Origin of the sequence: Paenibacillus sp. FSL R5-0517 (genome assembly GCF_037974355.1) — a bacterium.
Classification (GTDB): domain Bacteria; phylum Bacillota; class Bacilli; order Paenibacillales; family Paenibacillaceae; genus Paenibacillus.
In genome coordinates, this window is sequence record NZ_CP150235.1 from 3,886,533 (window position 1) to 3,900,590 (window position 14,058).

At 48.9% G+C, this 14,058-nt stretch carries 9 protein-coding genes; all 9 read right to left on the reverse strand.

What is annotated here, in order from left to right:
• Positions 1 to 16 precede the first annotated feature (16 nt).
• The 9 genes from MKX40_RS17065 to MKX40_RS17105 all read right to left on the reverse strand — a co-directional run bounded on the left by MKX40_RS17065 (position 17) and on the right by MKX40_RS17105 (position 13,938).
• Positions 17 to 1,339, reverse strand: a complete 1,323-nt coding sequence (locus tag MKX40_RS17065) for a 5'-deoxyadenosine deaminase (protein ID WP_339234304.1) — start codon at positions 1,337 to 1,339, stop codon at positions 17 to 19.
• Positions 1,340 to 1,434: 95 nt separating this feature from the next.
• Positions 1,435 to 3,030, reverse strand: coding sequence for a gamma-glutamyltransferase (ggt, locus tag MKX40_RS17070; protein WP_339234307.1), 1,596 nt, complete (start codon positions 3,028 to 3,030; stop codon positions 1,435 to 1,437).
• Complete coding sequence (locus MKX40_RS17075; RefSeq protein ID WP_339234309.1) at positions 3,024 to 4,265, reverse strand: alanine--glyoxylate aminotransferase family protein; 1,242 nt, start codon at positions 4,263 to 4,265, stop codon at positions 3,024 to 3,026. The genes ggt and MKX40_RS17075 overlap by 7 nt, the downstream gene beginning before the upstream one ends.
• Positions 4,266 to 4,271: 6 nt before the next feature.
• A complete protein-coding gene (locus MKX40_RS17080) occupies positions 4,272 to 5,579 on the reverse strand; it encodes a M20 family metallo-hydrolase (protein ID WP_339234312.1) in 1,308 nt (435 codons plus the stop codon).
• On the reverse strand, positions 5,576 to 6,979 hold the full coding sequence (gene allB, locus MKX40_RS17085; RefSeq protein ID WP_339234314.1) for an allantoinase AllB: 1,404 nt from the start codon (positions 6,977 to 6,979) through the stop codon (positions 5,576 to 5,578). Before allB ends, MKX40_RS17080 begins: the two co-directional genes overlap by 4 nt.
• A gap of 43 nt (positions 6,980 to 7,022) precedes the next feature.
• Entirely contained in the window at positions 7,023 to 7,400 is a 378-nt protein-coding gene (gene uraH / locus MKX40_RS17090) for a hydroxyisourate hydrolase (RefSeq protein WP_091019526.1), read from the reverse strand.
• Positions 7,400 to 8,905: a factor-independent urate hydroxylase gene (pucL, locus tag MKX40_RS17095; protein ID WP_339234318.1), complete on the reverse strand. Its 1,506-nt coding sequence runs from the start codon at positions 8,903 to 8,905 to the stop codon at positions 7,400 to 7,402. Before pucL ends, uraH begins: the two co-directional genes overlap by 1 nt.
• A 238-nt stretch (positions 8,906 to 9,143) precedes the next feature.
• Positions 9,144 to 10,766 (reverse strand): PucR family transcriptional regulator ligand-binding domain-containing protein, encoded by a 1,623-nt coding sequence (locus MKX40_RS17100; RefSeq protein ID WP_339234321.1) that lies wholly within the window; start codon positions 10,764 to 10,766, stop codon positions 9,144 to 9,146.
• Between the two features lie 427 nt (positions 10,767 to 11,193).
• Complete coding sequence (locus MKX40_RS17105; RefSeq protein WP_339234322.1) at positions 11,194 to 13,938, reverse strand: CHASE3 domain-containing protein; 2,745 nt, start codon at positions 13,936 to 13,938, stop codon at positions 11,194 to 11,196.
• Positions 13,939 to 14,058 lie beyond the last annotated feature (120 nt).

Consider the following 14,058-nt stretch of genomic DNA (forward strand, 5'->3'; position numbering starts at 1 on the left):
CATACGTTTCTTTCGATCAGATACGCTTCATCAATCTCGCAATGCTTTTATCCGACTCACGCAGTACAATGCCACGATCAATTGTCTGAATCTTGCGATTCTTGAGTACAATGCTGCCATCGATAATTACGGTGTCCACACAACTGCGTGTTGCGGAATAGACCACGCGTGAATAGACATCCGTCTCATAGGAAGGGTACGTGTGGAAATCATCCAGATCCAGCAGCAGCATATCTGCCTTTTTGCCCATTTCGAGACTGCCGATTTCCTTCGACAAGCCGAGCACCTCTGCACCACCCATGGTAGCCATGCGCAATACAGTCCGGGCATCCATCACTGTAGGGCCATGAGGAATCTTCTGCATCAGCGCTGTGAGGCGCATCTCCTGAAACATATCCAGATTGTTGTTGCATGCGGCACCATCGGCTCCGATCCCAACCGCGATCTGACGATTCAGCAGATCCGGAATATCCGCTACTCCGGAGGAAAGCTTCATATTCGATCCAGGGCAGTGAGTGACTTTGACTCCGCGCTTGCGGATGATCTCTTTCTCCTCCTCACTCAACCATACACAGTGGGCCAGCACCAATCTTGGGGTAGCCAGACCAATATGATCGAGGTATACGATGTTACGCATTCCACGTTCATGCTCTACCAGTTCAATCTCTCCGCGATTCTCGGAGGCATGGGTGTGGACTTTGACATGATATTTATTGGACAGGTCGCGGACCTCTATCAGCAACTCTTCGGTACACGATACAACAAAGCGTGGACAGAACGCATATTGAATGCGACCTCCGCCAAATCCGTTCCATTTCTCCAGCAGATCCACACTCTGTTGCAGCGAAGTTGCTGTATTCTCACGCAAAGGTTCCGGAACCTCGTCTCCATGATCCATCATCACCTTGCCGGAGATGACCCGGATGCCGCTCTGTGCCATCGCCTGAAACGCCGAGTCTGTGTGATGTACCGTCTCCATATCCAGAATGGTCGTGGTTCCGCTGGAGATCAATTCGCCAAGTCCGAGCATTGCTGAATAATATACGGACTCCTCATCATGCGCTGCTTCCAGCGGCCAGATCCGTTGACGGAGCCAATCCATCAGTTCCAGATCGTCCGCACGTCCACGGAATAAGGTCTGACACAGATGAATATGCGTTTGGATAAAGCCTGGCAACAGCACTTTGCCACGCGCATCAATGACCTGATCAGCCTGAACATCGATGTGCGTTTCAATCTCCTTGATTTTGTTATCCTCGATCAACAGATCTCCAATGAACACTTCTTCCTCTGCATTCATCGTCACAAGCTGTGCGCCTTTCAGCAGGATCGTTCCCATGCCAATCTCCCCTATCTGTATCTGTCTATATCGTTCAACTCATACATACTTACACTTGCACTCCGATGACAAATTAACCTTCCGATCGCTGTCTGTTACCATCCAATAGCTATACCATCACCTCTGGGGTCTGCCGCGCCGCTGATCATGCCGTCCTCACGAATGACAATGCCTTGCGACTGTCCCATAATACCGTCCCACGGTGCTCTGGCTTCAACGTTATGTCCCCACTGGGCGAGGGTTGCACATACGTCATCATGATATCGGTTCTCCACACGCATCGTATCGCCCTCTTCGCCCCAGGTACGTCCGTACACCCAACGCGGCAAGCTGATTGCTTCCTGAATGTTCAGCCCGTAATCAAGCACGCCGGTAAGCACCGATAATTGGGTCTGCGGCTGGCCTTCTCCCCCCTGTGTACCCACTAGCATATAGGGTTTGCCATCTCGTGTAACAAGGCCCGGCATGAGCGTGTGGAATGAGCGTTTGTTGGGTTCCAGAACGTTAGCATCCCTCGGGTCCAAGGAGAAAAACGACCCCCGGTTCTGCATGATAACCCCCGTATCCCCTGGGACATAGGCTGCACCAAAGTCAAAATACAGGCTTTGAATGAAGGAAACGGCATTACCTTCGCTATCAACAACTGCTGCATACGCCGTGTCCTGACCTATTGTTTTGGACAAAAACGGCTGTGCCACAGGTGGAGCAGACTGAATCTCATTCCACAATTGGTCTCCGTAATCCTTGGATAACAGATGTTCCAGCGGAATGTCCCTGAAATCCGGGTCCGTCAGATATTGGTCACGATCACGAAACGCCTTTTTTACCACTTCCGCCATCAGATGATAGAATTCCGGTGAGGTACGTGCAACCGAGGACAGATCAATATGCTCGAGCATATTTAACATCATTAGCATGGAGAAACCCTGCGAATTGGGCGGCATCTGATGAACCTCATACCCACGATACCCCGTACTGACGGGCTTCACCCATTCTCCCTGATGACCCGCAAAGTCCGCTGGTGCAAGCATGCCCCCATCCTCACGAATAGCCGAAGTCAGACGATCCGCGAGTTCTCCTGTATAAAAAGCATCTCGCCCTTCCGTCTGAATCAGACGAATCGAGGCAGCAAGTTCAGGCTGGATCAGCAGCTCACCTTCCTGCAAAAGTGTACCCCTAGGGGCAAATACCGCTCGCAGCGGTGTATGCCCCATAATGAAATCTTCATCCCTTTCCATCCACAGGCGGAGATTCCGGGATACAGGACATCCTTTTTCCGCATACTGCGCAGCAGGTTCAAGCAGTTGCCCCCAGGTTAACTTTCCGTACCGGGACCAAACTTCCCACCACGCATCGACCATTCCCGGAACCGTGATAGCACTAAGTACACCGCGCTGAGGAATGGCATTCATACCCATCGCTTTGAACGTATCCGCATGAATGCCTGCGGCTGAGCGGCCACTTCCGTTATAGGCGGTAATCTCACCGCTGGCTCCATCATGAATCAGGAAGAAGGCATCTCCGCCAAGTCCGGTCATATGCGGATATACCACGCCCAGTGCTGCACTGACCGCAACAGCAGCATCATAAGCATTCCCGCCCTGCTGGAGGATGGAGCTTCCCACTGCACTCGCCAGATAATGAGGAGTGGTAACCATGACTTCTCTGGAGATTGGCATCTGGTTTAACATAAGGCACCCTCCTTCCCTGCATACACATCCAAAGCAGCCTGCACTGCTTCACCGGCAGGTAATACGTGTCGATGACGCAATAGAACAGCTTCCAGCGCTCCGAGCACATGAAGTACGTTTTTGCGTTGGCAGCTGAATCCCATGGTACCGATCCGCCAGATTTGCCCTTTCAACGGTCCGAATGAACTGGCAATTTCAATGCTGAAGTCGTTCAGCAACATGCTGCGCACCGACTCACCATCAATTCCTTCCGGGATCGTAATACAGGTAACCACCGGAAGTTTACTGGACATATCCCCGTACAGTTGCAGTCCCATTCCCTGAATTCCGGCGACCAACGCGCGTTCATTCATCAGATGTCTCTGGAACCTGGCTTCCAACCCTTCTTGCAGCAGAATACGTAATCCTTCGTGAAGGCCGTAGAGCATGGAGGTGGCTTCTGTATGGTGATTCAGCCGGGCCGAACTCCAGTAATCCTGCAGTTGGCTCAGGTCAAAATAATTACTGGCAATGGTGCGGCCTTCTGCCCGCGCACTGGTTGCGTCTCGGAGTCCACGTTCAACAGTTTTGCGGCTCATCAGCTTCTGTTCCACACGACTGTTGTACGTGAGAGGTGCCATCCCTGAAGGAACCGACAGGCATTTCTGCGTTCCGCCCATCACCGCATCCAGATACCAGGCATCCGTCTCTACCGGTGTCCCGCCAATGGTTGCTACAGCATCGACGACGAGTAAAATATCAAGGTCGCGACAGGCTTTGCCAATGTCGGCAAGGGGCTGCATCTGGCCAGTGGAAGTCTCACCATGAACCATCGCAACCAGACTCGGTTTATGGGCATGGATTGCCTTGATCACCTCTTCCGGATCAAATACCGTTCCCCATTCCGTTTCAAAAAAGACGACCTCTGCACCACAGCGTTCCGAGATTTCAACCAGCAGATGTCCGAATCGTCCATAGATCGGGACCAGAACTTTGTCACCAGGCTGGATCAGACTGACCAACACCGCTTCAATGCCTGAACGGGATGTGCCATCGATCGGATAACACCACTCGTTATCTGTCATATATAACTCACGCAGCATCGCCATCGTCTCGTTCATCAAGGATGTGAACTCGGGGTCAAACTGCCCCAGGATCGGGAAGGATAATGCTCTGAGAACACGTGGATCAACTTCAACCGGTCCCGGGGTCATAATGGTCCGCAAGGACGGAGATAACTCTTTATAGCTGGACATCTGCATTCAACTCCCGTAACCGTATTTATAGAGTAGCCGAACCAGAACCCGAAAACCGTGCATCAGGTCTGCTTCAGCTGTATATTCAAGTGGATTATGACTGATACCGTCCTGACTCGGCACAAAAATCATGGCTGTCGGACAAGCCGGCTGAAAAATCTGCGAATCATGTCCCGCTCCGCTTGGCATTAGCCAATAGGACAACTGCTCCTGCTCACAGGTATCTTGGATGTCTGAGATCATTTCTGCATTCATAGGAATGGGCGTCACCGACAGATGTTCTTCCCAGTCCAGTCCGAGCTGCTGCTCGGCTGCGATCTTACTAAAAACCTGGAGCATATCCTGCCAGCAGCGATCAATACTTTCCTGCCGAATATGACGGATATCCAGTGAAAACACAGCTCGTGCTGCAACCACATTCCCCACACCCGGATCGGCTGTGATTCGCCCAACCGTGGCTACCAGCGGTTCTCCTGCTTGCAATGCAATATCCCTTACTGCAGTAATCATCTCAGCTGCTCCGGCTAATGCATCCTTGCGCCAGGACATCGGTGTCGTTCCCGCGTGATTCGCTTCTCCGCTGACGGTGATACTGAACCGCTTCTGACCTACAATATCGGATACAACGCCAATCGAATGTCCAAGACGTTCCAGAACCTGACCTTGCTCAATATGAAGCTCAATAAAGGCACCATATTTTTTTGCGGCCGGTCTATATGCACTATCGGGTCCAAAGCCCGCATCGCGGATCGCTTGTGCAAAGGTGACGCCGTCTTGATCCTTCAAATGCTCTACATCTTGCAGAGACGTTGTTCCTGTTATACTGCGTGAGCCCCAATATGCAAAAGGGAATCGACTCCCCTCTTCCTCACATAGGGAGACCACTTGAAGTGTGCGCTTCGGTGCTCCGAAATGCTTCTGCAAATACTCCAAAGCAAGGACACCCGCCACCACACCGTAAGCACCATCATACTTTCCACCATACACCACGGTATCGATATGTGATCCGGTCACGATTGGTAATTCTTCAGTACCAGTCGCTGATCCCTTACCCTCGCCCTCCAGTGTGCCATACAGATTACCGGACTGGTCGAACTCGGGAGACAGCCCTTTTTCCTGCATTTTGGCAGCAAGGGCACCTTGTGCTTCACACCAAGCCGAGTCATACAACAGTCGTGTGACGCCGCCCTGTGCATCCGCACCATATGTCGACAGCCAGTCAAGCATGGCTTGCAGCTCCACCTGTTCCACATTTGGCAAAGGAAGCGGTGCGTTATTGGTACCAGATGACCGGTATACTCCAGACTCCGTCATGGCGTCTCCTCCGTTCCCACTTCAATGGGACTAGAAGAATAAGCCGCAATGTGTTGCCCGACAGGCAAAGGAGATAACCCGGATTCCGAGTTGTAGACGCGCTGACCACGGCAAAATACATCTGCAATCTGACACTTAAAGGTACGTCCCACATAAGGGCTCTGTTTATGCGTGTAGAGCAGATCCTCCGTGTTCAGGGTCGTGCCCTTACCCCAGTCAATCAGAACCAGATCTGCATCCATGCCAATTGCAATCTCCCCTTTATTCTCCAGACCAAGCCTTCTGGCAGGCTGCAGAGAGAGCACTCTTCCGAGCAACGGAAGGTCGATATTTCGCTGAAGATGTCCTTCCTCCAGCATGATTAGCAATGTGCTTTGTGCCCCGGATATACCGCCCCAGATTTCAAAGAAGTTATCCGATTGTTTCATGGATGGTGGGCAAGGAGAATGGTCTGAGGCGATAACATCAATCAATCCTGAATTCAGTGCATCCCATAACTGCTCCTGTTCGGAAGAGCTGCGAAGAGGTGGAGCGCATTTTGCTACAGCACCCAATCGAACCACATCCTTCTCGGTCAGCGTCAGATAATGAGGGCATGTCTCCGAAGTGACGTCTTGCCCACGCCGTTTGGCTGCTGCAATCAGATCCAGCGCTTCCCGGGTGCTAATATGCACAAAATGCAGCGCACACCCGGTCTGTTCGCCGTATTTCAACGCTCGGGCAACCGCGACGACTTCAGCTTCCACAGGACGAGACCGGATATAATCCATCGGTTTCGTCTTTCCCTCTGCGATGCTTCTCGTAGCAAGTTCGGCAACGATGCCTTCGTCCTCTGCATGAAGTGCCAGCACACGGTTTAATGTTGCAAGTTCTTTCATCCCGTCCAGCAGCGTATGGTCATCAGCTCTGGCAAAGATGTCTTCCCCATCTCCACCCGGCTCGGACATAAATGCCTTGAATCCCGCAGCCCCCAGCCGTGCCAGTGGAGCAAGTTCATCCCGGTTGCCGGGAACCAAACCTCCCCAGAAAGCAAAATCAACATACGATTGGTCTGCGGCTGCTTTCATTTTCATCTCCCATGCTTCCGGCCTTGTGGTTGGGGGTACGCCGTTAAGCGGCATATCAACATAGGTCGTGATTCCTCCTGCGGCAAGGGCTGCCGAACCTGACTGGAATCCCTCCCAACTCGCGAGTCCGGGTTCATTGAAGTGTACATGAATGTCCACGACACCCGGCATCACTGTAAGCCCCTCAGCTTCTATGATGCAAGTCGCTTCACCAGCAGTCAGCCGCGTGGATAGTTCCGTAATTTTCTCACCCGTAATGCCAATATCCAGTTGCTCTACCCGATCTCTCAGCACCACCCGGGCCCCCCGGATGATGGTATCAAATGTAATCATGTGGATGACCCTCCCCCTGAATCAGAACCGGATATGTGCATGTTCAGCTTCCCCGGTATGTACTGTAACCTCCTGGAGCAATCAATAATGGAATATGGTAATGGCTTGAGGCATCAGATACGGCAAACCGTATCGGAACAATCGTCCATAATGCCTGCCCCAGCTCCTCCAATGAACGATGTGCGTAATAACTCTCGACATGGAATTGAAGCTCATATATCGCTGGCTCCAACTTGCCTCCATCCAGCAGCGGTGCATCCAAACGCCCATCCGCATTGGTCACCGACTCAGCTACTTTTGTCTTGTTTTCTTGTTCACCATCCCTCTTCAGGGTATACAGTTCGATCCGAACACCCGCAGCAGGCACACCTTTGGAGGTATCCAGCACATGTGTTGTAATTCGGCCATCAGACATCGACATTAGACGTCACCTTCTTTCCCGGCGTCACGGCCGCCTGTTCCCAGATCATCCCTTGTCATCGAGAAACCCTGGAATCCATAAGGTGGTCTCGGTTCGGTAAATACTTTGCCTTCTCCCTCCTTCACTTCCTCCAGCACTGTCTCCCAAGTCCGATTGTTGGATTCAAATGAAACCTCACTCAGTTGCTCAAATCGACTTAACAACCTCCGTCCAATCTGGTAAATCAGATGTTGAATGGAAGCAGATCGACACTCGTGAAACACCGCAGCAGCCAAGTCTCTGACCTGTTCCGCCGCTACATACCGTCCACGCTGATCATCCATGCCATCTCTCGGATCTTCATAACGCCAATTGATGTTCAGGAAAATAAATAACGGTCGATCCCATGTCTCTGGAAGAGTGGTATATTCATCCTGCATAAATCCGGCAAATTCACTGCCTTTGACCTTGATCAGTCTTAGATCGGCTACACCACTGAAATGGTTGCTTAATTCGATCGAGTCTCCTGTTCGTTCTGCTTCCACGGCAGCTGTCGCACGATCATTCTGTGAATAACGAAATACGAGCGTACTCGGTCGATAGCTTCCTTCTAATCCAATGGGTATATCTTCAAAAGGAATCTGGTCCGCTGTCATCTGAACCTTGCTCATCTGCGGATACGTCTCCAGGAAACGACGGCTTACCAGCGCAAGAAATCCTTCCACCGTTGCCCCTGTATAATCCGCTGCATGTTTCAGAATGAAATTTTTCATTGAATCAGTTGCGACCACCAGCGAATTATCCCCTTCTGCAAAAGAAGGCAAGAATTCATCACCCTGCACAGCGACCTTAATGTTTAATCCAAACAGAATATTGCTGCGTCCCATGAACGGCGATTCCGGAATGGACTGTATGCCCGTCAACGGTTTGGCGTAGGAACGGTACATCCACACATCCCCTTTGCCGTAATACATGGTCCGCTGCTGCACTGCGGCTGGCTTGCTCACAAACTCATGTTCATGACCGATCTGTGCGAGCCACTGCTCCAAGCGAATGCCCGCAATCTTGAATACTTCCCTCAAGGCAGTCTCGAATTCTTCTTCCCTGCCTCGGCGATGACGTTGCCTCATGGATTCGAGGATGGAGCTTGCGGTATGGCCTTTTACAGCCAGTATGAATGGAAAGCCGAATTGGCTTGTATATGCTTTGTTTAATTGTTGAAGTTCGTTGTATTGCTCTTGTGAGAGTGAATCAAGGCCTGCACCAGCTTGTTCCTGAACGGAATTGCTGCTCATGCTGATTCGTGCTCCAAGATCCGGGTGATTTCGAAGCAATTGCAACTTCACCTGGTCATCCGATGCCTGAACCACGTTCTTCATCACGTTCATCATCTGTTCAAATGAATCAAACGGTCGTAAAAGCCCGGAACGCTCAGCCACCCATGGTGATTCTTCAAATAAGCCGCCAAACGTATGCACGAACTGCGTGATAGACCAGTTGTTAACAAGTTTAATTAAGTCGCTCATGTTAGAACCTCCGGTCTGTTATGGATTATTGTTCTTCATTCTAAGTGTCGTTCAATGTCGCGACAACAATATTTACGCAATTTTGTAATATAACATAACATCAGAGTTTCGATTTGTTTGCTGTGCACGGGAAGTTCAGCTTTTATTGTCCTTAAACATGAAAAAACCGCACTCCATCAAGGGAATGCGGTTCATGGGTCTAAGACCCATTAGCATTGTCATCTTGCACAATGCGCGGTTAGAGTTGCACATTATGCGGTCTTGCAGCTGCTTTGTCCCGCACAAACTTGCGGAAGGTGAATACCAGCTTTAATTTCAGCAGATCATTCGTCTTCTTAAAGTCCATTTGCAGCAAGCTGCCGACTTTCTCCATACGATAGGTGACCGTGTTTCGATGCACAAACAGCTGCTTGGCAGCTTCATTGATCAGTCCATCGTTCTCAATAAAGGACTCCAATGTATTCATTAATACCTGATTGGGATCACCGTCTCTGGCAAGTAACGGTTCAAGTACTTTATTGCAGTAATTCTCCATGATGTTATCCGGTACATGTTGGAACACATAGGCAAATTCGAGCATTTCAAATTGCAACGCACGGTCTTTCATGCCGAATCGACGAGCCAGTTGTCGAGTATCCAGACATTCCTGATACGCTTCACGGAGCGATTTGGGTTCATGTTTCATTTTGCTGATCCAGAAACGCGGAGCCGGTGCCCCTTTTGCTTCTTGTGCTGCCAGCACATCACCGAACCGGTTCAACAAAAAACCTGACAGTTCCTCTCCATAGTCTCTCCCTGTTGGACAGGTATAGATGGACAGAATGCCATCTTCGATCTGAAAATGCTGTGAGGCCGTGAATTGCATCAGCGGATTGTATTGTAATTCACGATGAATCTGTTTAAGCAGCTTTCCCTCGGCGAAGAGAGTCGGCTCAAGCGTAATCAGTACGCACTGATACGTTCCCTGGAACAGATGTACACCTTTGTTTTCACTCAAGGTGGTCAATTCCTGAATGGTCATTTTGTTATCCAGATACTGTGAAAGTAGTATACGCATCTCATCTTGAACGGTTGGATTAATATGCTCGCGATAAGTCATATCCATATAAAATGCCAGTACATCGGCAGCCTGTTGGAACAGTTCTTCTTCTGCCCGAAGGGATAAGGCTGAATCGGTAAACACCAGCAACGATCCGTATTCTTCATCATTCTGCTTGATCGGTACGCGATGACAACTTCCCTGATTCCATTTCACTCGGTGCATGACGGATTTCCATGGCCAGCCCTGGGTTACAGCATCCCCTGCAATGCCTTCACTGCCATAGAGCACATGCCCACGTGAACCAATGACGGCAAGCGGATAGTTCAACACCGTAGCAAGTTCGGCAAACACATTCCGGTGTGGCTGTTGTTGCAGAGCAAACTGCATTAATTTCTTTTGCTTCTGCACAACCTCATGCAGCAATCGGTTACTGCGTTCATGCTCAGCCTTGAACAAGGCATTCATCTGGTCCGAGAAGGTGAATTGAAAAGGAAGCTCCAGCAATGGTAACCGAAGTCGATCCGCTTCCTCGACAATGCCTTGGGGAATGGACTGCCAGAAGCGTCCCAGCTTGATGCCGAGTCCTGCGCAGCCACGTTCATTCAAGCGCCGCATCAAACGCAGTGCGTCTGTTTCACTGTCTTTCATAATAAAAGCGGTGGTGAACAACATTTCTCCGGATTTGATCCAATCCGCGATATCAGGAGCGTCCATGACATTAACGGATTTCATCATCCGTGAAGTCCCTTCTCCACCCGCAACCAGTTTGGCCTCGGACAACGGGTATACCTGTAAAGCCTCTTTAACCGTAAGTTGCATGGACACTACCTCCCATATATATAACACAAAATCATGTTATTTTCGTTTCAACAGAATTAATTCTGGATTACATTACTAATTACATCTATATTCATCCATTTAACTTTGTTTGTTGTTAAGTATTATAACATCAATTTATTCAATAAAGCTTACACGACAAAAAAATAAAACCTATGACCTAATTACAGCGCACTTTGCTGTAATCGGCATAGGTTTTATTAAAATTATTATGATCCACATAAGTTGAAGTAATCCATTTACACGATAACGGAGAGGGCAGAAAAAACCTGAAAAAGCGAAGCGTTCGCCTTTATCCCCGGATTTTCCCCTTTAAAAAAGGGAATCGAAAAAATCTGGGGATAACAGCGATTGGAGGGTTGTTCTGTCATCGTAGTGTCAGTGTAAATAACTTTTAGTTCAACTACGATCAGATTTCCATGGTTTCGTGATTCATCCATAATTTCATACGGGATAACACATCTTTGACATTCAGCGGTTTGCTGAGATAGTCTGAAGCACCTGCTGCAATACATTTCTCCCGATCCTCTTTCATGGCCTTGGCTGTGAGTGCAATAATCGGAAGCTGAGTCATGCCAAGCCGTTCACGGATCTGGCGAGTCGTCTCATAACCATCCAGTTCCGGCATCATAATGTCCATCATGATAATATCAGGCTTGACGCCTCCACGCTCCAACAATTCCAGACATTCATAGCCATTCTGAGCTGAAATGACATTCATGCCGTACTGCTCAAGAGCGTTAGCTAGCGCATATACATTTCGAATATCATCATCAACGACAAGCACTTGACGACCGCTGAGCAAAGATTCTTCCAGAGGTGTCAATAAAACATCAGATGGTTCGGAAGTCATTGAAGGGAGCTTATTAATCTCAGGTGTAGTGCTTGCCACCTCATTCAGGAACAACCGCGATGCATTCATGGTCTCCGGTTCATCTCTTCGCAGTGGCAGGAACAATGTGAACACACTGCCATGTCCTTCACGACTTGTTGCCGAGATTGAACCCCCCAGCAAAGTTGCAAGCGATTGAGAGATCGACAGACCAAGTCCTGTCCCGCCATATTTACGTGCCGTAGCTCCATCCGCCTGTTTGAATGCATCAAAGATCTGCAAAAGTTTGTTTTCCGCAATGCCAATCCCTGTATCACTGACGGAGAAAGCAATCACTTCGGTCTCTTGGTCTTTCACTTCAGGATGAGCCAGACTCATTCTGGAGATGGTTAAGGCAACTTCACCCTCACTGGTGAACTTGAATGCGTTTGAGAGCAGATTTCGGAGAATCTGATGCATTCTCATCTCGTCAGTCACGATGGTTTCCGGTAAAGGACTCTGGAGCTGAATTCGGAAATCTATTTTTTTCTGCTCCGCTGTTTTCAGGAAATACTGATTCATGACTTCAGGCAGGCTGCTCAGATAGACATCATCAAAATCCACTTCCATCTGCCCGGCCTCTACCTTGGATAGATCAAGAATATCATTGATCAGATTTAGCAGGTCCTTGCCTGACTTGTGAATGACCGAAGCATAGTTCTGCTCTTCACTATTCAGGTGTTGGTTTTTATTCTCAGACAATATTTCGGACAGGATCAGCATGCTGTTAAGCGGTGTCCGTAATTCATGGGACATGTTCGCCAGGAATTCGGATTTGTACCCCGAGCTTGTTCGTAACTGATCTGCCACAACTGCAAGTTCATTGGCTGATGTCTCAGCAGCGCTCTTCTGTATTTCCAGACGTTCATTAAGCATATGAAGCTCTTCAGTCTGCATTTGCAGTTCCTCTGTCTGAGACAGCATTTCTTCGGTCTGAGACTGAAGTTTCTCCGATTGTGCCTGTAACTCTTCATTCAGAACTTGTGACTCATCATATAATTGCTGTAATTCCATGCGAGTGACGGTCGAGTGTAAAGAAACACCAAAAATGTCCGTCAGTTCTTGCATCAGCTTCATATTATTCTCTTGCAATGGCTTCATTGAAGCAAGCTCGATGACCGCAATCGTTCTGCCTTCAAAGAGGACCGGTACTACGGTAAGAGAGGTGGCAGATGTATATCCGAGACCCGAAGAGATTCGAATATAGTTCTGGGGCAGATCATTCATGCGCAAGACTCGCTTCTCCACGGCACTTTGACCTACCAGCCCCTCACCGGGGGCAAGCGACACTTTACCGAGCGAACGTTCTTTCTCACCATCCGCAGCATATGCAGCCACACGCAGCAGTCGATTGTCTTTCCAGTAATACAAGACGCTGTAGGGAACTTCAAACAACATGGCAAGCTCGCTCAGGAACAAGCGGGACAATCCCTCCAGATTGGTCGGATTCTGCAAGAGTGTCGCAATGCCTGTAATCTGGTCCTTGACCCGATTCTGTTCCTGTACTTCATCCAGTAATTTGTTGGTTTCGTGGCCCAGATCCCCCACTTCATCATGTGTCCGCACCTGAATTCGCTGCTTCAGGTTCCCACCTTTGGAGATATCACTGATGGTCTGCATAACATCTCGCAACGTTTTGACGATATTTCCAGATATCACAAGAGCCGCTGCAATCGATAATGCTGCAATAATCCCCCACAGCGTATACATAATGGTCAACAATGTGGAGCTCCGTGTGGCTAGATCGGTTACCCTTGCCTCTGTCAATGCGATCTCTGTGTTACGGAAGGTAGTAAGTTGGGAGCGTAGTAGATCCATTTCAGTTTTACCCGGATCAGTTTGAAAGAATGCAACAACTTTGGCTTGATCCTCTTGCTTTTTCAACTTTACCAACGGCTCCCCAGCAATCTCAATCCAGCGCGTAATATGAGTTTTGATGCTTTGCAGACTCTGCTGCTGCGAAGGATTGTCACTAATGAGAGCATTCAACTTATCATAGTTGGAACTCCACTGGGATAGACCTTGAGAATAAGGTTCCAAGTAACTCTCATTGCCTGTAATCATGAATCCACGCTGTCCTGTCTCCATGTTCAAGACATTTTTTTCAATCGCGTTGGTCAGATTATGTACTTCCAGATCATGATGAGAGATAAAATCATTTTCCTTCTGTAGTACATTAATTTGGGCCGTAAGCACTAGCAGAACAGCTCCAAACAAAAGCACAACCACAAGATAGCCCAATAAAATTTTGGAGCGTATCGTAAATCTTCTCGTTTTTGACAACGCGGAAACCTCCAAATATATACGAATCCCATTCTATTAAATGAAAACCAGTGCATATGTAGTTTATATGGATACGTATAGTCTGACAAGCTTTAAGTTCATCGGTAAGCATAAGAAAAA

Excerpts from the sequence above, each read along its gene's own strand:
- ggt (WP_339234307.1), bottom strand. The coding sequence starts at position 3,030 with ATGTTAAACCAGATGCCAATCTCCAGAGAAGTCATGGTTACCACTCCT.
- MKX40_RS17100 (WP_339234321.1), bottom strand. The coding sequence starts at position 10,766 with ATGCAACTTACGGTTAAAGAGGCTTTACAGGTATACCCGTTGTCCGAG.
- allB (WP_339234314.1), bottom strand. The coding sequence starts at position 6,979 with ATGATTACATTTGATACCATCATCCGGGGGGCCCGGGTGGTGCTGAGA.
- uraH (WP_091019526.1), bottom strand. The coding sequence starts at position 7,400 with ATGTCGATGTCTGATGGCCGAATTACAACACATGTGCTGGATACCTCC.
- MKX40_RS17065 (WP_339234304.1), bottom strand. The coding sequence starts at position 1,339 with ATGGGAACGATCCTGCTGAAAGGCGCACAGCTTGTGACGATGAATGCA.
- MKX40_RS17075 (WP_339234309.1), bottom strand. The coding sequence starts at position 4,265 with ATGTCCAGCTATAAAGAGTTATCTCCGTCCTTGCGGACCATTATGACC.
- MKX40_RS17080 (WP_339234312.1), bottom strand. The coding sequence starts at position 5,579 with ATGACGGAGTCTGGAGTATACCGGTCATCTGGTACCAATAACGCACCG.
- pucL (WP_339234318.1), bottom strand. The coding sequence starts at position 8,905 with ATGAGCGACTTAATTAAACTTGTTAACAACTGGTCTATCACGCAGTTC.